This window comes from Providencia sneebia DSM 19967, from assembly GCF_000314895.2.
In the GTDB taxonomy this organism is placed as follows: Bacteria; Pseudomonadota; Gammaproteobacteria; order Enterobacterales; family Enterobacteriaceae; genus Providencia; species Providencia sneebia.
In genome coordinates, this window is record NZ_CM001773.1 from 2,870,484 (window position 1) to 2,891,964 (window position 21,481).

Genomic DNA, 21,481 nt, shown 5'->3' on the forward strand with positions numbered 1-21,481 from the left:
AACCTCATGATGAAAAGCATCATTACGACTATTTATAAGCCCCATAATAAAAAAATAGGCACGAAAAGTCGCTCTTTTCATGCCTATAATAAAATTTAAATGATATGGATCAACCTGCTTTTTTAACCAACAGATTCGCAATTGTTCTCACACCAATCCCCGTCGCGCCTTCTGCCCATAAGCTGACAGGAGATTTACGGTAAGTGGCAGAACAGTCAATATGCAGCCAGTTTTGCTGATAATTTTCAACAAAGTGTGATAAAAATGCAGCCGCAGTACTTGCACCCGCTGTATTCGAAGGCGAAGCAATATTATTTAAATCTGCAAAACCTGACGGCAATTGGTGACGGTGGAATTCAGCTAATGGTAAGCGCCAAAATAGTTCAAACTCATCATCTGAAGATGCCATTAAATCAGCCACTGCTTTATCATCAAAACTTAGAACTGAGTGGTAATCATTACCCACAGCGGTTTTCGCAGCACCTGTTAATGTTGCTGCATCAATAATTAAAGTGGGTTTTTCTTTGCTCGCATCAATAAGACCATCCGCCAATACCAAACGGCCTTCAGCATCAGTATTCATGACTTCAACTGATTTACCATTACGATAGCGAATAATATCGCCTAATTTAAATGCATTGCTGCTGACCATATTGTCGGCAAGGCATAAGAATAATTTGACGCGTTTTTTCAATCCACGCGTGATAGCAAGCGCTAATGAGCCAACTAATGTTGCTGCGCCACCCATATCAGCTTTCATTGAATTCATTGAAGATGTTGGTTTAATGCTATAACCACCTGAATCAAAAGTAATACCTTTACCGACTAAACAAGCAAAAACAGGTGCATTCGCATTACCCGTTGGGTTGTAATCTAGTGCAAGTAATGCAGGTGGACGACTTGAACCACGACCTACAGTATAAATACCTGCATAACCTTGATCATTTAAATCTTCACCTTTAATAATACGGTAGCTAATATCTTCACCGCCAACATGGCCTAGTAGATCAATCGCGCGCTGAGCGAGTTGCTCAGGTCCTAACTCTTCAGAAGGCGCATTGATCACATCACGCACCCAATCAATTGTTCTGATGCGGCTTTCTAATTCTTTGCGATCCGCTTCTGGAAGAACAGGCCACTCAATGGTTCTTGCGCCTTTAGGTGCACGAAAACCTTGCCAAAATGCCCAGCTTTTTTCCAGATCCCATCCTTCGCCAGTCAAAGAAACATTGCGTATTCCTTGTCCATCTAATTTACGTCCAGCACTTTGCACAGCACAAAGCTTTCCTGGATGTTTTAAATGGATAGTAATCCCTTTATCACCAGAACTGATCAACGCGCCTTCACCCCAACACGGTGCCGCAGGTTCCATAGAAATCATTACTGGCATAATTTGTTTTGTCATCGTTTCTCTCACTTTATCTGTTTTTGCAGGCCGCGCCATCAATATATCTGAACTGATATAAATACCTTAACTGATTAATTGCCAAGCCGCTATCAAGTTAGTGCTTATGATAATTATTTAACTCGCTGATCCTCAAAACATCTTAACATAGGGATGATGGAAAAATATTTTAGTGTTTCCGTTAACTATATGGCAAGTCATGAGGATCGCATCTCATTATAATGATAAGTTAATCAACGAATGTTATATCCAAGATATAATTGATGAATAACAAAATGATATGACGGTACAAAATAAGGTGAAAAAATATTGAAGGTAATAGTGAGTACGTTTGATCCCCCGCGATTAATCAATATCAAAGTGTTAAACCGCGTTTTATCTTAATGAACAGTGCTATCAATAATGATTGAGATCTTCTAATTCACACGATAAGGTATATTAAAACCACATTTATACATGACAGGTAATATATCATGGCTGTAATCCCCAAAAACTATTCCCGCTTAGAAAGTGGCTACCGAGAAAAAGCACTCAAGATTTATCCATGGGTTTGTGGGCGCTGTACCCGTGAATTTGTTTATTCTAATTTGCGTGAGTTAACTGTGCACCATATTGACCATGATCATACTAATAACCCTGAAGATGGTAGCAATTGGGAGTTATTATGCCTTTTCTGCCATGATCATGAACATTCAAAATATACTGAAGCAGAGCAATATGGCACGAATGTTATTGCAGGTGAAGATGCACAAGATGACATCCCTGCGGCAACGTATAATCCATTCTCTGATTTAAAATCTATGATAAATAAGAAAAAATAACGAATACTTGCTGAAAAACTAGTGACAGAAAAGCCCTTATGGTTAACCAATCAAGGCTTTTCTACTAAAAACAGGATGTTTGCAATTTTGCAATGATGATATAGCCAAACAGTATCGTTAAAGCCTCATTATCACATCTGATTTTTATGACAAGGAGATCTCGCGTAAACGGCTAATTGCGCTATGAATCTGTTTGATTGCATAGTCAATCTCTTCTTCTGTCGTAAAACGGCCTAATGAGAAACGAATTGAGCTATGAGCAAGCTCGTCATTTATTCCTAATGCGCGTAAGACATAAGAAGGTTCTATGCTAGCAGAAGTACAAGCAGAACCCGAAGACACCGCCAAATCTTTTAAAGACATTATCAGTGATTCACCTTCAACATGGTTGAAGCTGACATTCAAGATATGAGGAGCACCACTTTCCAAATCGCCGTTGAGATAAACGTCTTCAATGTCTTTGATACCATTCCAAAGGCGTAGACGCAATTTACGCAGGCGCGCAGATTCATCTGACATCTCTTCTTTAGCAATACGGTAAGCTTCGCCCATACCAACAATTTGATGCACAGGTAATGTTCCTGAACGCATGCCACGTTCATGACCACCGCCATGCTGTTGAGCTTCAATATAAACACGCGGTTTGCGACGCACATATAATGCACCAATCCCCATAGGGCCATACAATTTATGGGCGGAGAATGACATTAAATCAACTTTTAAGGTTGATAAGTCAATGGGGACTTTACCCACGCTTTGGGTAGCATCAACATGGAAAATAATATCGCGACTGCGGCATATTTCACCAATTGCGGCGATATCTTGAATAATACCAATCTCATTATTCACATGCATAATAGAAACAAGAATGGTGTCATCTCGTAGTGCAGCTTCTAATTTTTGCAGGTCAATCAACCCATTACTTTCAGGTGAGAGATAAGTTACCTCAAAACCTTCGCGTTCAAGCTGATGGCAGGTATCCAAAACCGCTTTGTGTTCTGTTTTACAGGTGACAATATGCTTGCCTTTCTCTTTATAGAAATTAGCAGCACCTTTAATTGCCAAGTTATCAGATTCTGTCGCACCTGAAGTTAATACGATTTCGCGCGGATCTGCATTGACGAGATCTGCGACTTGATTACGTGCAACATCTACAGCTTCTTCAGCTTGCCAGCCAAATCGATGTGAGCGGGAAGCTGGGTTACCAAAATTACCGTCTATGGTTAAACATTGCATCATTTTTTCAGCAACACGTGGATCTACGGGGGTGGTTGCTGAATAATCAAGATAGATAGGTAGTTTCATTGCTCACTTACTCCAAAAGACAAAATGTCTTCGCTTTTCAATGATACACATTTAATAGCGACTCTATTTTGTCGAGGAGCCGCATAATATAAATTGAGTATCAAATTGCATGTATTTACTGCAATTTATTAATATATTTATAATTAGGCACGGACATTGATGATAGTTTCAGGTGAAAGACTATCTAAAATTGTACGACGTTTTTCGCTATCTTGTCTGTCTGCAACAACCAGAACTTCTTGATTTTTCACTAGCTCACCAAGGCTAATGCTACTCAAAAAGTCAGTGATTCGATCACTAAGATCACGCCATAAAGCGTGGGTCAGACAACGATCACCATTTTGGCAACCTTCTTTATTACCCTGACAACGCGTCGCATCAACAGATTCATCAACAGCTGCAATCACTTGAGCAACGAAAATTTGATCCGCTTCCCGGCCGAGTAAATACCCCCCACCAGGACCACGAACGCTTGCAACAAGCTCATTCTTGCGTAAGCGAGAAAAGAGTTGCTCAAGATAAGAGAGAGAAATTCCCTGACGTTCAGAAATGTCAGCTAATGGCACTGGGCCTGTGTGAGAATGTAATGCAACGTCTAACATTGCAGTTACGGCATAACGACCTTTGGAAGTGAGTCTCATAACATATACTCCGTGGTAAAATATAGCCCAATTGTGACATTCCTGACTAATTTAGTCAACTATTTACCTGACCATTTCACTCAAGTATTATCCACGATTAATTGCTATTTTTTTGCCCATTTTTCCATTGAGGTTAAAATTCCACGTAAGATATGCAATTCTTGCGTTTCAATATGTGAACGGGTGAATAACCGTCTCAATTTATTCATAATCAGGCCCGGATGTGCTTTACGAATAAACCCAGATTCATTTAAAACACTTTCTAAATGCACATAAAAGCGTTCAATATCCTCTGATGGTGGATATTCTACCTCATCCGCTTCTACAGTCGGCATATTTTTTTCATTCATCGCCAAATAGGCCATGCGAATCTCATAAGTTACCAATTGTACAGCCATCGCGAGGTTTAAAGAGCCGTATTCAGGGTTAGTCGGAATATATAAATGGTATTGGCACTTTTGTAGCTCTTCATTGGTTAGACCAATTCTTTCTCGACCAAAAATAATAGCAACCGGTGCTGTTGCAGCTTGAGTGATCGATTTCTCGCCACATTCACGAGGGGCGACCATCGGCCAAGAAAGCGTGCGAGAGCGGGCACTTGTTCCTATTACCAATTTGCACCCTTCTAATGCTTCATCTAATGTTTTAACAATAGTAGCATTGCCAATCACATCACTTGCACCTGCGGATAAAGCGATTGAGTGGGAATCGGGCTGAACCAGTGGATTAACAAGATAGAGATTGGAAAGCCCCATGGTTTTCATAGCGCGGGCAGTTGAGCCCATATTTCCAGTATGTGAAGTCTCAACAAGAATAATGCGGATATTATCTAACATGAATTTGTACAGTGTGATGAAAAGTCATCTTGGCAGTTTAACACAAAATTGATTATTGTGATGAACATCTATATAATTCGCTCACTCAAGTAGTCTCGTTCTTTAACAGTCCAGTGGAAAAAGCCCATGCATCCGATGCTTAACATCGCCATACGTGCCGCACGTAAGGCCGGTAATCACATAGCTAAAAGCTATGAAACGCCAGATAATGTTCAAATCACTCAAAAAGGCACTAACGATTTCGTGACTAACGTTGATCGTGAAGCTGAACATCTCATTATCGAAGTCATCCGTAAATCTTATCCAGAACATACAATCATCACTGAAGAAAGTGGTGAATTAATTGGTAAAGATGACAGCATTCAATGGGTAATTGATCCGCTGGATGGCACGACCAACTTCACAAAACGTTTCCCTCACTTTGCTGTCTCCATTGCTGTACGCGTAAAAGGCCGTACAGAAGTTGCTGTTGTTTACGATCCAATGCGTAATGAATTATTCAGCTCAGTACGTGGCCAAGGTTCCCAATTAAACGGCTACCGCCTACGTGGTGCTGATGCACGTGAACTTAATGGCACTATCATTGCAACCGGTTTCCCTTTCAAACAAAAACAACATTCTGTCGTTTTCATGAACATCATGAGCAAAATGTTTGAGAGCTGTGCAGATTTCCGCCGTACTGGCTCCGCAGCATTAGACCTGTGCTATGTTGCAGCGGGTCGTGTTGATGGCTATTTTGAAATTGGTTTGAAACCTTGGGATTTCATGGGCGGAGAATTAATTATGCGTGAAGCTGGCGGGATCATGACTGATTTCGTTGGTGGTCATAACTATTTAGCATCAGGTAACATTGTTGCAGGTAGCCCACGCATTGTTAAAGATATTCTTGCTGTTATGCGTGATGAGCTTTCAGAAGCGCTAAAACGTTAATTATTAGTTGCATATCATTAGTAAAAGGCCGAGTTAATCGCTCGGCCTTTTATTTTATCTCAAAAAACAGATTAAGGCTGCGCTTCCACTTTTGGTCGGATAAACAATGCTGGAATGGCTAACAGCGCCATGAGATAAAACACAATACCGTGCTGATCAGGTACGCGTTCATAAATAGCCCCGACAACAACAGTCATGACAGCTAATCCCCCACCCATTGCTAAAGCAGAATAAACGCCTTGTAGCGGGATGATTTCATTTTCTTTTCGTGAGCTAATAAAGCGCATTGCCGCAAGGTGGCACACCGTAAATGTTCCACTGTGTAAAATTTGTACTACAATCAGAACAGGTAGTGAGATGAACGCGCCCATCAATGTCCAACGGATAATACCGCAACAGGCTGAGAGTAAAAGAAGGTTTCTTGCGCTCCAACGGCGAAATAGTTTATTACTCAACATAAAGACAATCACTTCAGCTACAACGCCTAGTGACCATAAGTTACCGATCACTGAGTCAGAATAACCGGATTCCTTCCAAAAAAGTGAAGCAAATCCATAATAAGCAGCATGAGCACCTTGTAATAAGGTCACACAGATTAAGAAGCGAACAATATTTTTATCTGAAATTAATTGCTTGAATGAAACTTTAGATTCACCCGCTGATTTCGGTACACCCGCAGGCATAATGGCAGGTTTAAGCATTGTTCCTAGCAAAATAGCTAAACAGCTTATGATGAGCGCAACCATAATCGTTGCATGCCCGAATGCACTGGTTAAATATCCGATTAATGAAGAACCAATAATAAAGGCGATAGAGCCCCAAACACGTATTTTGCCGTAATCAAATGGAAATTGTTTTTGCCAAGTTCCTGCTAATGAATCTCCCAAAGGAACCATTGGCGAGAAAAATAGGTTAAAACCAATCATAACGAAAAATAACCAAGCCCAATGCGAACCAAATGAAAAACCAACGGCAAATATCAAAGAGAGTGTTGCTAATATTCTTAAGGCTATTATGAGCTTAGAGGGATCTTTTATCATCGGCGTGATAAACATGGCGCCAAGGAAACGAGCGGCAAGCCCCACTCCCAATAGCAAGCCTATCATCTCGGCGTCTATGCCTTCTCCTTTTAACCATATTGACCAAAATGGTAAGAAAATACTGTAGGCAAAGAAGTAGGTAAAATAGTCTATTGCTAGCCAACGCGTTGATGGAACAACCATCACTCCTCCCTTTTGAATAAAACAGAAAACCCGCTGCACATAACTGTCGTAGCGGGTTTAACAATATCAATGCCGTATTTCAAATCAGTGTTTGATTAAATACGACAAATTATTGGACGATAAGCTGTAGATGATATTATGCGTAAACAGGATATTTTGCGCAAATATTCAACACTTTCTGTTTGATGCTTTCAATCGTTGCTTCATCATTAAGATTATCTAATACATCACACATCCAACCTGCTAATTCGCGCGCATCAGCTTCATTGAAACCACGACGAGTAATTGCTGGCGTACCAACACGAATACCTGAAGTGACAAATGGGCTTTTCGGATCATTAGGAACGCTGTTTTTGTTAACAGTGATATTAGCGCGACCCAATGCTGCATCAGCATCTTTACCCGTAATATTTTTATCAACGAGATCAACCAAAAACAGATGGTTTTCAGTACCGCCAGAAACCACTTTATAGCCGCGTTCTTGGAAAACAGCAACCATTGCCTTCGCATTTTTAGCAACTTGTTGCTGATACGTTTTGAATTCTGGCTCCATTGCTTCTTTCAGTGCAACCGCTTTACCTGCAATAACATGCATTAAAGGGCCACCTTGAGAACCTGGGAATACTGCTGAGTTCAGTTTTTTGTAGAGTTCTTCGTCGCCACCTTTAGCCAAGATCAAACCACCGCGAGGACCTGCTAGTGTTTTATGTGTGGTTGTTGTCACAATGTGTGCATGTGGAACTGGGTTAGGATAGACGCCTGCTGCGATAAGACCTGCTACGTGAGCCATATCAACGAAAAGATAAGCACCAATGCTATCGGCGATTTCTCGCATTTTTGCCCAATCAACGACACCAGAATAAGCAGAAAAACCACCAATAATCATTTTCGGTTTGTGTTTCAATGCTTGTGCTTTAATGTCTTCGTAGTCAATTTTACCACTTTCATCAATACCGTAAGGCACGATGTTATATAACTTACCAGAGAAATTGACAGGAGATCCATGAGTCAAGTGACCACCATGAGCAAGGTTCATACCTAACACAGTGTCACCGGGTTGCAAGAGCGCCATATAAACCGCAGCATTTGCTTGCGAGCCTGAGTGAGGCTGAACGTTAGCATAATCAGCACCAAATAACTCTTTAGCGCGGTCGATGGCTAATTGCTCAACAACATCAACATATTCACAACCGCCATAGTAGCGTTTACCTGGGTAGCCTTCCGCATATTTGTTGGTTAGCTGAGAACCTTGAGCTTGCATCACTCGAGGACTGGTATAGTTTTCAGAAGCAATTAATTCAATATGTTCTTCTTGGCGGACGACTTCTTGCTCCATCGCTTCCCACAATTGTGGATCATAATCTGCAATATTCATTTCTCGTTTTAACATTCGCTTCTCCTGCCTCAGCCATTCAATATGTTGATAACAAAATTACACTAATGGAACATAGTGTAAACTCTTTTTCTTCTAGGTGATAGCCCTAAAGGAAAAAATCACGCAAACGATTGCATAACATATTTAAAGAAAAATCCACCCTTTTACTTAAAATAATACTTTGAATATTTACGTTTGCGAAAATTAATCTATCCAAGCCAAACTTGGTGAAATTTAGGGATTAAGGCATCTAGATACAATAAAAAGTAAAAGGATAAGCATAAAAATATGCTTATCCTGTATAGAAAACTGGATATTCTCTGTCTGACTTTATTTTTCTTTCAAAGAGGCGCCATGGCTTTGGATAACATCTTGATACCAGAAAAAGCTTTTCTTGCGTTTTCTCTCTAGCGTGCCTTCACCTTGGTCATTTCTGTCCACATAAATAAAACCGTAACGTTTTGAAAGCTCTGCTTTTGAAGCACTGACAATATCAATCGGCCCCCAGCTAGTGTAGCCCATAACTTCAACACCATCTTCAATAGCTTCACGAACTTGCACAAGATGGTCATTAATATATTCAATGCGATAATCATCAATTATCTCACCATCTTGATTGATCACATCTTTTGCACCAAGTCCATTTTCCACTATAAATAGTGGTTTTTGGTAGCGATCCCACAACATATTTAAAATGGTTCTTAATCCAACGGGATCGATTTGCCATCCCCACTCTGAACTTTGTAAATGCGGATTTGGGATCATGCTTAGGATATTGCCACGTTTTTTCTCATATTCTTCTTTATCTGCTGTCACACAACCCGTCATGTAATAGCTAAATGAGATAAAATCGATACAATTTTTTAGATCTAATTTATCTTGTTCTGTCACGTCTAACTGAATGTTATTCTCTTTAAAGAAGCGTTTCATATAGCCAGGATATGCGCCTCGACATTGAACATCACCAAAAAATAGCCAGCTACGATTTTCTTTTAACGCTTCCAAAACATCATCTGGCTTAGCGCTCAATGGATAAACCAAACCACCTAGCAGCATATTGCCAATTTTGCCATCCGGAATAATTTCATGCAGGGCTTTGACAACTCTGGCGCTAGCAACAAGTTGATGATGAATAGCTTGATAAACGGCCTGTTTTGAACTTTCCGCAGGTAGCCCGACGCCAGTTAATGGCGCATGAAGTGACATATTGATTTCATTAAATGTCAGCCATAACTTCACTTTGTCTTTATAGCGTTCAAATACTGTGCGGGCATAATGCTCAAAAAATTCAATAACTTTACGATTACCCCAACCACCATATTCTGTCACCAAGTGATAAGGCATTTCATAATGTGAAAGCGTGATCAGTGGCTGAATATTATATTTTGCCATCTCATCAAATAGCGCATCATAATAAGCTAAACCTGCTTCATTTGGTTCCTGTTCATCACCTTTAGGAAAAATACGTGCCCAAGCAATTGATGTTCTTAAACAGGTAAACCCCATTTCATTAAAAAGTGAAATGTCTTCTGGGTAACGATGATAAAAATCAATGGCAACATCTTTAATTTGCTCATGACCATCAGTTCTATTTTCAACATCACCAAAAATACCATTTGGTTGAACATCTGAGGTAGTGAGTCCTTTACCATCAGTAAGATAAGCACCTTCTGCCTGATTAGCAGCTATAGCGCCGCCCCATAAAAAGTCCGTTGGAAATGTTTTCATTAATGCCTCTCTTATTGTTCTGTATGCTGTTTTGCCACCGACAAGAGTGGCTGTCCTGCATGAATAGAATGTGTTTGCGGTATTATGTGCAAATCCGGATATTCGTCACTATTTGTTATAATGATTGGTGTGGTTAAATCATACCCTGCCTCAATAATCGAATTTCTATCAAAAGTCACCAGTAAATCGCCGGCTTTAACCTCATCACCTTCTTTGACATGTGCTGTAAAATATTCACCATTTAACTTCACCGTATCAATTCCAACATGAATAAGAACCTCAATACCTTGTGTTCCTAAAAGCCCAATGGCATGTTTAGTTTTAAATAATGAACTGACCTCGCAATCAAATGGTGCTCTAACCTCGCCAATTGCCGGAACAATGGCAGCACCTTGCCCTAATAAACCACTTGCAAATGTTTCATCTGGAACATCATTTAAGCTAATTGCAACACCAGACATAGGTGATAAGACGGTATTATTGTCAGGAGTTTGACAATCGATATGTAATTCAGAGGTGGTAACTTCAGCTGATTGAGACACAGGAACTTTTGGCAATCCAAAGAAATAGGTCAAAATAGTGGAAAAGGCGAATGCGATAAATGTACCAATAATTGCGCCCCAAACACTAAAATCTATGCCCGTTTCAGGAATAATTTGCGTGAAAGTGAAAACGTTAACTAGGCCAAATGAATAGACTAAGGTTAAGCTATAACCAACAATTGCTCCGCCAATTGAACCGCCAATACAGCCAAAAATAAAGGGACGACGTAATGGTAAAGTCACACCATAAACCGCAGGTTCTGTTATACCAAAAATGCCAGCTGTCACCGCAGAACCAGACAACAATCTCATTTTTGTTTCTTTAGTTGCTAATAGAACCCCTAAGGTTGCACCAACTTGCCCCATAACCGCAGGTAACAATAAAGGAACAAGTGCATCTTGGCCTAATACAGCTAAGTTATTAATACTGACAGGAATGATCCCCCAATGCAGACCAAAAATAACCGCCACTTGCCATACTGCGCCCATAAAAGCGCCAGCAAGTATTGGTGCAAAGTTATAAATAGCAAGGAAACCTTCAGCCAACATCTGACTCACCCAAGTTGCTATTGGCCCGATAACTAAGAATGTTAATGGCACTGTGATCATTAAGCAGATGAGTGGAGTAATCAGATTTTTAATTGAGCTATGTAAGATTGATTGTAATTTTTTCTCTAGCAAGCAACTTACCCAAGCCGCAAAAATAATTGGTATGACAGAAGCACTGTAATTAATAAAGGTGATCGGTATACCTAAAAAGTCTGTTCTTGCTGCATCTAATAAAGTGGATTGTTGGAAAGCTTCAATGACTAAAGGATGAATTAAGGCGCCACCAATTGCCATGGTGATAAATGGGTTCCCACCAAATTTTTTCCCTGCGGTATAACCCAAAACAATAGGGAAAAAATAAAATAGTGCATCACTGGCAGCAAACCAAAGTTTATATGTACCACTATCTTGAGAAAGCCAGCCACAAGCAATACATAGAGACAATAACCCTTTTAAAATCCCCGACGCTGCCATGACACCCAAAATAGGTGTGAAAATGCCCGACACAATATCGATAAAACGATTAAAAATATTATCTTTTTCTACCACATCCGTGGAGCCATTCGCGGCGCTTTCGTTTGAGATTGAAGTTTCATTATCAAGACCTATTTCTTGCTGCACGACTTTGTAGATATCACTGACATTATTGCCAATAACGACCTGAAATTGACCACCACTTTCGACTACCATCATGATGCCGTCAGTCTGCTTTAATACCTCAGCATCTGCTTTCACCCTTTGCTTTAACTTAAAACGTAAGCGTGTCGCGCAGTGTTCTAAAGAGAGAATATTCTCTTTGCCACCGACCCCAGCGACGATTTTTTGTGCCAAAGTTTTATCATCCATCATTAACATCCTATTAAATTGATTTACTTTTGGTCGCTAGAAAATAAAAAAACCCAACAAGCGCATGATACTCAAGTACCATAAGCAGTTAGGTTTTGCCTGCTAGCTATGTGCAGCAGTAACAATCCAGTTTTTTTGCGTTCGTCGTTTTAGTCTTTAATTAGACTTATTTTCTTTTCTAACTCGTTCTATATGAATGGTGAGAAACATCATTTCTTCACCTGTTAAATCTCGTTGGTATTTATCTTTTAAATAAGTTTGGATTTTTTCTGTGCATAGCCAAGCAATCGGATAATTATCTTTTATAGCAATATGCATGGAAACATCATCATCAACCACAGGTGTTTTTATTAACATCCGTTCAGCAAAAAACTTCAAATGTGTCACAAATCTTTGATAGCTCAATGTGGATTCATCATATTCCGTTTTAATTTGATATTTAACGATATTCATGATTTCTTGAATAAGTTTAGTGACATAAACCAATTCTGACATATTGCTATTTAATTGTGCATTCACCAGATGAAAAGCAATGAAACCTGCTTCATCCTGCGGCAAGGTAACATCCAAACGTTGTTTAATAATTTCAAGCGCTTCTAAACCAATTTCACACTCTTTTGGATAAAAACGTCGCGCTTCCCACAATAAATTATTTGTTATATTCAAGCCTTTTTTCGTTCTTTCTATCGCGTAATAACAATGGTCAGTCAGACTGATATAAATATTATCTTGCAAGTGACCTAACTTAGATTTCGCTAATTCAATAATTCGGTCACAAACGGTCATGACTTCAATAGGAATATGAGCAAGTAATTCACTTAGTCTTCCTGATAACTCATTATTACGTAAAGTAAAAATCTTCTCGACTTTGTCATTATCAACAGAATCATCGATTTTCTTTTGAAAACCAATACCTTTGCCCATGATAACTTGTTCTTGCTGGTTATCATCTAAGGTAATAACCACATTATTATTCAATACTTTTGCTATTTTCATGTGGCTCTGCCCCAAAAACTAAAAAACCCGACCCCCCACATTTAATGTGTGTGATCAGGTTTTGCCTGCATAGTGCAGTAACAATCCATATATAATTTGTAGCTCCTAAGAATAATCTATGATTTACCTAATTCAATAGGAAGAAGAGATAATTGTGAGAAGCATCAGATAATTTATTTTTAGCCGTAATTAAAAAAACTTAAAAGATAAATAATATACTTATTATTCCCATAAATATGAGACATAAACCCATTCCTAAGCTTAGTTCATTAGCTCCGTTATTTTATCTGCAATTTCCTTCTGAAAGACCTTTTTATTTATAAACCTATTTACATTTTCTGCAAAAAACTATAAGTTGTATTTAAAATGCATCTTATAAACGTTATCGACTAAAATATGTTCGGAGCACCTGCATGATTGATGAACGCACTATCACAATTGTTAAATCAACTATCCCTGCCATCGCTGCCACTGGTCCAAAATTGACAGCACATTTTTATGACAGAATGTTCAATCAACATCCTGAATTAAAAGATATTTTCAATATGACACATCAAAATAATGGTTCACAACGTGAAGCGTTATTCAATGCAATCTGTGCTTATGCCACTCATATTGAAACTCCCGAAGCCTTAATTTCTGCTGTTGAAAAGATTGCGCAAAAACACGCAAGCTTGAATATTAAACCTGAGCATTATCCAATTGTTGGTGAAAACTTATTGGCCGCTATTGATGAATTACTCTCACCGGGCCAAGAAGTTTTAGATGCTTGGGGACAAGCTTATGGCGTTTTAGCCGATATATTCATCAATCGTGAGGCGGAAATTTATCGTGAAAATGCACAAGTAACTGGGGGCTGGGAAGGATTACGCGAATTTCGTCTAGTCAATAAACAACCGCAAAGTGAAGTGATCACAAGCTTTGAATTTGTACCGGTTGATGGAAAACCTGTGGCAAGTTATCGCCCCGGCCAATACATCACTATTTATATTCATGATGAAAGCTTTGCTAACCAAGAAATTCGCCAATATTCACTCACCACAGCACCAAATGGCCAAAGCTATCGTATCGCCGTAAAACGTGAAGATGGTGGTTTAGTTTCTCAGCACATTCATCAAAAACTCAATGAAGGTGATATTGTTCACTTAGCACCACCTTGTGGTGATTTCTTTATTGATATTGAGAAAACGACACCTGTTACATTAATTTCAGCAGGTGTTGGATTAACACCAATGCTAAGTATGCTTAACCAGCTGACTCAAGAAGGTCATAAAGGTCAAATTAACTGGTTACATGCTGCTGAAAATGGTGGTGTCTATGCATTTAAAGAAGAAGTCGATAACAACCTCGCCCATCATGAAAAACATCACAAAGCAGTTTGGTTTAATCAGCCACGTAGTGAAGATAAAGTTGAATTGGATTATCAATTCAGTGGGTTGATGGATTTATCAAAAGTACAAGATTGGTTAATCGAACCTGATATGCAATTCTATTTTTGTGGACCCGTAGGCTTTATGCAGTATGTTGCTAAACAATTGATAGAAATGGGTGTTGCTATAGAAAATATTCATTACGAATGTTTTGGTCCACATAAAGTATTATCAGTAAACTAATTCGTTTTTACTTTATTCGCTCAGCTTAGTTGTATTTTTGCGGTAACGGGTTTCATATAAAACACATTGTTAATCCCATTCCTGTGTTTGTACCGTTACCGCATTTTTTAATTGCTGCTTAAATCGCTTCCTCGTCTTGCTCTCCCGTACGAATACGGATCACACGAGCAACATCATAAACGAAAATTTTGCCATCTCCGATTTTGCCTGTTTGCGCTGTTTGCATAATAGTTTCAACACAACTTTCAACAATATCATCAGGCACAACAATTTCAATTTTGACTTTTGGTAAAAAATCGACCATGTATTCAGCACCACGATAAAGCTCGGTATGCCCTTTTTGGCGACCAAAACCTTTCACTTCTGTTACTGTCATGCCAGTAATGCCCACTTCGGCTAATGCTTCACGAACATCATCTAACTTAAAAGGCTTTATAATTGCATCAATTTTTTTCATATATAATTCCTGTTATGACCAGTTCTTACGACCAAAACCCGAAGTGATCGGATAACGACGATCTTTTCCGAAATTACGCATCGTAATACGGGGACCAACAGGAGCTTGGCGGCGTTTATATTCATTAATATCGACAAGGCGTACCACGCGATGAACCGTTGCTTCATCAAAACCTTGTTCAATAAGTTGTGCTACAGAATAATCCTTTTCGACATAAGCTTCCAATAAAGCATCTAAAATGTCATAAGGCGGTAGGCTATCTTGATCGAGTTGTCCCGGCGCTAATTCAGCAGATGGTGGCCTATCAATCACGCGCTGTGGGATAGCAGACGAAATGGTGTTCCGATATTTAGCTAATTCAAAAACTAATGTTTTCGGTACATCTTTTAATACATCAAAGCCACCCGCCATATCACCATATAATGTAGAATAACCCACAGCGGATTCGCTTTTATTGCTGGTGGTTAGCACTAAGCGACGACGTTTATTCGACATTGCCATTAAGATAACAGCACGACAGCGCGCCTGTAAATTCTCTTCCGTCGTATCAACTTGAGTACCTTCAAACATAGGTTGTAACTGAGTCATAAAGGCATCAAACATGGGCTCAATAGATACAATATCAAACTCAACGCCTAATAAATCAGCTTGCTCTTTCGCATCATGAATGCTCATTTCAGACGTATAACGAAAAGGCATCATAACAGCTTGTACGCGCTCTTTTCCTATCGCATCAACGGCAATTGCCACTGTCAATCCAGAGTCAATACCGCCAGATAAACCAAGAATTGCACCATTGAAACCATTTTTATTAATGTAATCACGCGTTGCTAATACCAATGCTTGATAAACTTGAGCAATAGGTGACAATTCCGGCGCTGGATTTTCCATTGGAACTATCGTCAAATCATTAAATTGGCAATTAACGACTTGCTCACTAAAGTCTGCTAATTGATGCGTAATTTCACCTTGGCTAGATAGAACTTTTGAGCCACCATCAAAAATTAACTCATCTTGCCCGCCAACTTGATTTAAATAAAGGATTGGCAATTGTGTGCGTTGGCAATGCTTAACGAGTAGTTCATTACGGATATGATCTTTATTGCGATCATAAGGCGATGCATTAATCGTCAGTAATATGTCTGCACCCTGCTGTTTCACCGCATCAATAGGCGCATCAAACCAAATATCTTCACAAATTAATAAACCAATATGGTAGCCTTTAAAATCAACGACACATGTATCATGACCCGCAGTGAAATAACGCGGCTCATCGAAAACACCATAATTGGGTAACTGCTGCTTAAAATAGCGGGCTAATAGCTTTCCTTGGTAAAAGAAAGAGAGTGCATTGTACAGCTTCCCTTCTTCTAACCATGGGTGACCAACCACAATTGCCGTTTCGGTACTCGCTTTTTGTAGTCGCGCTAATTGGGTCAAACAACGTTGATTAAAATCTGGTCGAAACAGGAGGTCTTCCGGAGGATATCCCGTTAAAGCTAGCTCTGAGAACATCACAATGTCAGCAGCATTTTGCTGTTTATCAACAACTTGCAACATGCGGTCACAGTTGCCTTCAATGTCACCAACTAACCAATTTAATTGAGCTAGTGAGATATTAAGCTTACGGCTCATAAAGTGTCTCTTCTCCCGAGCATTGAATATGCGTACTTTAATTCACTCATCTTTCAATATTGATTGAGTAACTAAATGCAATCTAAATTGAATAAAATGCCTTACATTTCATTCGTGGAATATAAATATATAAAAAAACGATTATTCTTTAAAATCATTAGCTTCTAAATCATGTCGCCCAAGCAATTTATAAAACTCAGTACGATTTCGTCCAGCCATGCGTGCAGCTTGCGTCACATTACCTTTTGTCATCTGCAAAATTTTACGCAAATAATTGAGTTCAAACTGATTACGCGCTTCAACAAAAGTTGGTAATGCCGTATTTTCGCCTTGTAGAGCCTGACTAACTAAAGTTTCACTGATGACTGGTGTCGTTGTTAAAGCAACACATTGCTCAATGACGTTAACTAATTGACGGACATTTCCCGGCCAGCTGGCAGACATCAGGCATTTCATTGCTTCTGTTGAGAAACTACGCACAAAAGGTTTATGGCGAGTGGCTGATTCACGTAATAGATGATTAGCTAAAACAGGAATATCTTCAGCTCGTTCATTCAATGCAGGAATGCGTAAATTAACGACATTCAAACGATAATAGAGATCTTCACGAAACTCATTTTTTTCCATTGCTTTAGGTAAGTTTCGGTGCGTCGCTGAAATGATACGAACATCAATATCTAAGTCCCGATTACTGCCTAGAGGGCGAACTTTTCGCTCTTGTAGAACTCGCAATAATTTAACTTGCAGCGGCATAGGCATATCACCAATTTCATCGAGAAAGAGTGTGCCGCCATTGGCAGCAAAAAATAGCCCTTCTCTGCTACTCACTGCTCCCGTAAATGCCCCTTTTGCATGACCAAATAGCTCGGATTCAAGTAGCTGCTCAGGTAAAGCACCACAGTTAATTGCAATAAAGGGTTTTCGCGCACGTGGGCTAGCCTTATGAATAGCTTGCGCTAAGACTTCCTTACCCGTACCACTTTGCCCGTTAATTAAAACACTCACATCAGATTGTGCAACCATATGCGCTTGTTCTAATAAGCGGATCATCAATGGACTACGAGTAACAATCCCTTCGCTCCACTCTTCATCACTAATTAATGTTGAAGATAGTGCTAATGCTTCATCAATCGCCTTATAGAGTGCATCTTTATCAACTGGTTTGGTCAAAAAGCTAAATACGCCGCGTTGTGTTGCGGCAACAGCATCAGGAATAGAACCATGAGCTGTTAAAATAATAACGGGTAGATTTGGATTTTGTTTTTGAATTTCATCAAACAGCGCCATGCCGTCCATTTCATCCATACGTAAGTCGCTGATAACTAAATCCACTTTATCTTTTTGAAGTATTTTCAAAGCTTCAGGGCCACTTGCAGCCGTAATCACCTTAAAACCTTCACTACTTAGGCGCATTCCAAGTAATTTCAGCAAACCTGGGTCATCATCGACGAGAAGTAAATTTGCTGATTTACGGGTTGTCATTGCGCTCACTCTCCGGTTGGCTTGTTAATTTGTTCTCAGCTTCGGCAACAGGTTTTTCCGTTATGGCTTGTTCTTCTTCCTGTTTTTCACCTGTTGATTCAACATCTTTTTCTGTTTCATTAGTACTTTGCTTACGCGAGGAAAGCTGGCGTTCAATATCCGTCAAATTTTCTAATTTGCGTGATGTTGTTTTAAGCTCAAACTCCAATTTCGCATTCGTCTCTTTTATCCGATCAAGCTTGTTATCCGTTTCGAGCTGAAGGCGTTTAAAGCGTGCATTAGCTTCCGCAAGATTGATCATTTGAACTTGTTGCTCACGCCATAATTGGAGCAATGGGCGAATGCCAGTCGGGAAATGAAGACTAAACGTATTCATATTATCAACCATTTTTCGCCTTTCAGCGATAGTTGGCTCAGCAGCGCCCATCAAAATGCTTTGTTGAAAGGCTTCAGACCAATTTTCAATTTTTATCAACGCGGCATCTTCCCGAGCTTTAGTTGGCTCAAGATTATCTGCGCAGCTCATCATTCTTAGCCAAAATAGTGCATTGTCACGCGCACTAGGCTGATCATTGTCCCAGATATTTTCACAAGCAGTATAACGGTAATCTGTCACTTTCACTTCAGACACCACAACTTGCGACAATGTGTCTAATGTAAAGTGACCACTTTTTGTGGCACACCCCGCTAAGACAAATGAAAAAAATAACAAACTTAGCTGTATTATCTTTGGTTTTTGCGTCGATATTTTAATTTTGTTGGTTAATCCTACATATTGTTTCAATGACATAATAAAACCCGATGCTGCCAGGGCATTGATAGACCTGATGACCATTATAATTCATTCTCTGCGGTTAAAGGCAGCTCAATTTTAAAGCAAACATCTGCTACCTTGCTAGGCACTAAAGAGAGTTCGCCACCCATTTGTTTAATACAATCTTGTGCGATACTTAACCCTAAACCACTCCCTTTAACCGCGCCTTTTCTTACTAAAGTTCCTTGATAGAAAGGTTCAAAAATCATATTTTTTTCTGATTCAGGAATTGGTGTTCCTGTATTTGCAATTTCAATAACAAGCTTATTATCAATTCTGCGGCTCGTGACCCAAATCTTACCTGATTCGCTGCCATAGTGCACCGCATTGGAGTAGATATTATCAATAACTCTACCAAGTAATGTGGGTTCGGCTAAACAGTGATCTACACGTAAACGGATCTCTGTTTGAATATTTTTCGCCCTTGCAGGTAAATTATGCGCCATAACAATATCTTCGATCAGCTTTTGCAAATCAATATGTTGCGCTTCTGGCGGGCTGTCAGCAAGTTTACGATTATAATCAAGAAGCTGTTCAATAAGTTGCTGAAGATGCTTACTGCTATTATCCAAAATCTCAACAACTTCTTTTTGCGAATCAGTTAGTGGCCCCGCCACCTCATCTGCAAGCAGTTCAGTACCTTCTCGCATGCTGGCTAATGGTGTTTTTAATTCATGAGAGATATGACGCAAAAATTCATGACGCTGAGATTCCAACCAAGCTAAGCGCTCACTTAGCCAGATAATTCGTTGTGCAAGAGAGCGTAACTCTCTCGGTCCCTTAAAACGTTCAAGATTATTGGTTAATGTTCTTCCTGTGCCGAGCCGATTAATCATCCTTTCAATCCCTTTTACGGGGCCGATAATCATTCGAGTAAATAAGGCAACTAACGCTAAGCTAAGTAAGAAAAGAATTAAACTTTGCCAACCAAATAACTGGCCTTTATTAGCAATTTCTTTTTGTAACTGCTCGCCACGACTAAAAATAATATCGCGCGTCTCGTGAATCAATTGATTGTTATGTGCAGAAAATTGTTCTAATGCGGATGACACATCTTGTGGTAGCTCATTATTTTCGCAGGTAACTATTTTTAGTTTTTCAAGTGCTGTAGATAATGCTGATGTATCTGATTCTTTAGATAAAATCGTCTTTTGTCTTTCAAACATTTGTTGGTAATCAGAAAATTGTTTCTGATACAAATTGTCCAATGAGGCGTCTTTTAATACACAATATTGACGATAGCTACGCTCCATTTCTAACGCAAGTGCGCCCATCGCCTCACTACGACGAGTATCTAACAGTGTTGTTTTGTTCATTTGCGCAGCTTGATTACTCAATTGTTCCAAACTTTGGTAAGCCTGATAGGCTAAAACCAATAAAGGGAGCAATACTAACCAAAAAGCCATTACAACTAATTGGCGCAGGGAGCGCGGAAATAGACGCCATTTACTCAATGCATTCATCTCACACCTATTTAAAGTGGCTCTATGGTAGCAGAACTGATGCGATTGCGTGAGTATGATCAGCGTTGTTTTATCTGCTATTTTAGAATAATGGAATGATGAATGATTACAGCAATGAGCATGCCAATCTATTATCAGAAAGAAATATTAAATTTTTGTGAGGGTTAAAACAGGAAGGCGGAATAAAGTTTTCTGCTTTATTCCGCCAGCGATTACTGATTTTCATCTCTTAACACATTTTAAATTACATAACCATGTAGCTCAAATGAGGTAAGATAGGTGGTGCCTCACTCCACGTGTCGCCCTGTGTTTGATAAAGCTCGAAAGCGAATATCTATGATGTTGGACGGTAGGCACCTTACTTTGGCATCATTCCGGGTTTATGTGGTATGTTCCCACCTAATTGTGGACCGACATAATAAGTTGAATGAGCAACTGAATATTATTATGCACACATCATGCCAACTTTTCAAAATATTTTTTATCATATTGAAATATAATGATTTTTAATTTAATCATAACAGTTTACCATCCAACATTCATTATTCTTATTCCCTATAATTTGAAAAGTGTCGCAATTTAAAGACACCTATTATCAATAAATTTATTATCTTTATTTTTCATGCGGTTAAGTGTCTCCATTTAGAGACACTACTATATGCGCTTTGTCGCTTATTTTAGACATCACGGATTTAACCAAGAAAAATGATAAACCATTAATAAATGTGAAAATAGCTACATTTACTCAAGGAAGTAAAAAATTCATTTTAATACAAATAGATAGATAAAAGCAGGTTCAGAAAAAAAGCGTGAAGTAAGA

16 protein-coding genes and 1 pseudogene are annotated in these 21,481 nt (G+C 39.2%); 3 read left to right on the top strand and 14 right to left on the bottom strand.

Going from position 1 to position 21,481, the window contains the following annotated elements:
- Positions 1 to 109: 109 nt before the first annotated feature.
- On the bottom strand, positions 110 to 1,405 hold the full coding sequence (gene pepB, locus OO7_RS11985) for an aminopeptidase PepB (protein ID WP_008916191.1): 1,296 nt from the start codon (positions 1,403 to 1,405) through the stop codon (positions 110 to 112).
- Positions 1,406 to 1,878: 473 nt separating this feature from the next.
- Here pepB and yajD point away from each other — a divergent pair, with 473 nt between their 5' ends.
- Positions 1,879 to 2,226, top strand: coding sequence for an HNH nuclease YajD (yajD, locus tag OO7_RS11990; RefSeq protein WP_008916192.1), 348 nt, complete (start codon positions 1,879 to 1,881; stop codon positions 2,224 to 2,226).
- A 144-nt stretch (positions 2,227 to 2,370) separates the two neighbouring features.
- Here yajD and OO7_RS11995 read toward each other — a convergent pair whose 3' ends face one another.
- The 3 genes from OO7_RS11995 to trmJ all read right to left on the bottom strand — a co-directional run bounded on the left by OO7_RS11995 (position 2,371) and on the right by trmJ (position 5,008).
- Positions 2,371 to 3,531: an IscS subfamily cysteine desulfurase gene (locus tag OO7_RS11995; protein ID WP_008916193.1), complete on the bottom strand. Its 1,161-nt coding sequence runs from the start codon at positions 3,529 to 3,531 to the stop codon at positions 2,371 to 2,373.
- A gap of 143 nt (positions 3,532 to 3,674) precedes the next feature.
- The gene (gene iscR / locus OO7_RS12000; RefSeq protein ID WP_008916194.1) at positions 3,675 to 4,172 is read right to left on the bottom strand and encodes a Fe-S cluster assembly transcriptional regulator IscR; all 498 of its coding nucleotides are present in this window, start codon (positions 4,170 to 4,172) and stop codon (positions 3,675 to 3,677) included.
- A 104-nt stretch (positions 4,173 to 4,276) separates the two neighbouring features.
- Positions 4,277 to 5,008, bottom strand: coding sequence for a tRNA (cytosine(32)/uridine(32)-2'-O)-methyltransferase TrmJ (gene trmJ / locus OO7_RS12005; protein WP_008916195.1), 732 nt, complete (start codon positions 5,006 to 5,008; stop codon positions 4,277 to 4,279).
- A gap of 126 nt (positions 5,009 to 5,134) precedes the next feature.
- Between trmJ and suhB the strand changes: the two genes are divergently transcribed.
- Complete coding sequence (gene suhB, locus OO7_RS12010) at positions 5,135 to 5,938, top strand: inositol-1-monophosphatase (protein ID WP_008916196.1); 804 nt, start codon at positions 5,135 to 5,137, stop codon at positions 5,936 to 5,938.
- A 71-nt stretch (positions 5,939 to 6,009) separates the two neighbouring features.
- Here suhB and OO7_RS12015 read toward each other — a convergent pair whose 3' ends face one another.
- From OO7_RS12015 to licT, 5 genes are all read right to left on the bottom strand, one after another.
- Positions 6,010 to 7,161 carry a 3-phenylpropionate MFS transporter gene (locus OO7_RS12015; RefSeq protein WP_008916197.1) on the bottom strand — a complete coding sequence of 384 codons (1,152 nt, stop codon included), beginning with the start codon at positions 7,159 to 7,161 and terminating at the stop codon, positions 6,010 to 6,012.
- Positions 7,162 to 7,297: 136 nt separating this feature from the next.
- On the bottom strand, positions 7,298 to 8,551 hold the full coding sequence (gene glyA, locus OO7_RS12020; protein ID WP_008916198.1) for a serine hydroxymethyltransferase: 1,254 nt from the start codon (positions 8,549 to 8,551) through the stop codon (positions 7,298 to 7,300).
- Positions 8,552 to 8,866: 315 nt separating this feature from the next.
- A complete protein-coding gene (gene ascB / locus OO7_RS12025; protein ID WP_008916199.1) occupies positions 8,867 to 10,264 on the bottom strand; it encodes a 6-phospho-beta-glucosidase in 1,398 nt (465 codons plus the stop codon).
- 11 nt (positions 10,265 to 10,275) lie between these two features.
- The gene (bglF, locus tag OO7_RS12030) at positions 10,276 to 12,201 is read right to left on the bottom strand and encodes a PTS beta-glucoside transporter subunit IIABC (protein WP_008916200.1); all 1,926 of its coding nucleotides are present in this window, start codon (positions 12,199 to 12,201) and stop codon (positions 10,276 to 10,278) included.
- Positions 12,202 to 12,357: 156 nt separating this feature from the next.
- Positions 12,358 to 13,197, bottom strand: coding sequence for a BglG family transcription antiterminator LicT (gene licT, locus OO7_RS12035; RefSeq protein WP_008916201.1), 840 nt, complete (start codon positions 13,195 to 13,197; stop codon positions 12,358 to 12,360).
- 395 nt (positions 13,198 to 13,592) lie between these two features.
- Here licT and hmpA point away from each other — a divergent pair.
- A pseudogene (gene hmpA / locus OO7_RS12040) lies at positions 13,593 to 14,810 on the top strand (NO-inducible flavohemoprotein); the annotation flags it as partial.
- 118 nt (positions 14,811 to 14,928) lie between these two features.
- Here the strand turns inward: hmpA and glnB are convergent.
- The 5 genes from glnB to OO7_RS12065 form a co-directional block, all read right to left on the bottom strand.
- Positions 14,929 to 15,267: a nitrogen regulatory protein P-II gene (gene glnB / locus OO7_RS12045; RefSeq protein ID WP_004921424.1), complete on the bottom strand. Its 339-nt coding sequence runs from the start codon at positions 15,265 to 15,267 to the stop codon at positions 14,929 to 14,931.
- Between the two features lie 12 nt (positions 15,268 to 15,279).
- Positions 15,280 to 16,902, bottom strand: coding sequence for an NAD+ synthase (locus OO7_RS12050; protein WP_008916203.1), 1,623 nt, complete (start codon positions 16,900 to 16,902; stop codon positions 15,280 to 15,282).
- A 141-nt stretch (positions 16,903 to 17,043) separates the two neighbouring features.
- Positions 17,044 to 18,384, bottom strand: a complete 1,341-nt coding sequence (glrR, locus tag OO7_RS12055) for a two-component system response regulator GlrR (protein ID WP_008916204.1) — start codon at positions 18,382 to 18,384, stop codon at positions 17,044 to 17,046.
- Entirely contained in the window at positions 18,371 to 19,174 is an 804-nt protein-coding gene (gene qseG / locus OO7_RS12060) for a two-component system QseEF-associated lipoprotein QseG (RefSeq protein WP_236620650.1), read from the bottom strand. Before qseG ends, glrR begins: the two co-directional genes overlap by 14 nt.
- 44 nt (positions 19,175 to 19,218) lie before the next feature.
- Entirely contained in the window at positions 19,219 to 20,661 is a 1,443-nt protein-coding gene (locus OO7_RS12065) for a sensor histidine kinase (protein ID WP_008916206.1), read from the bottom strand.
- Between the last annotated feature and the right edge of the window lie 820 nt (positions 20,662 to 21,481).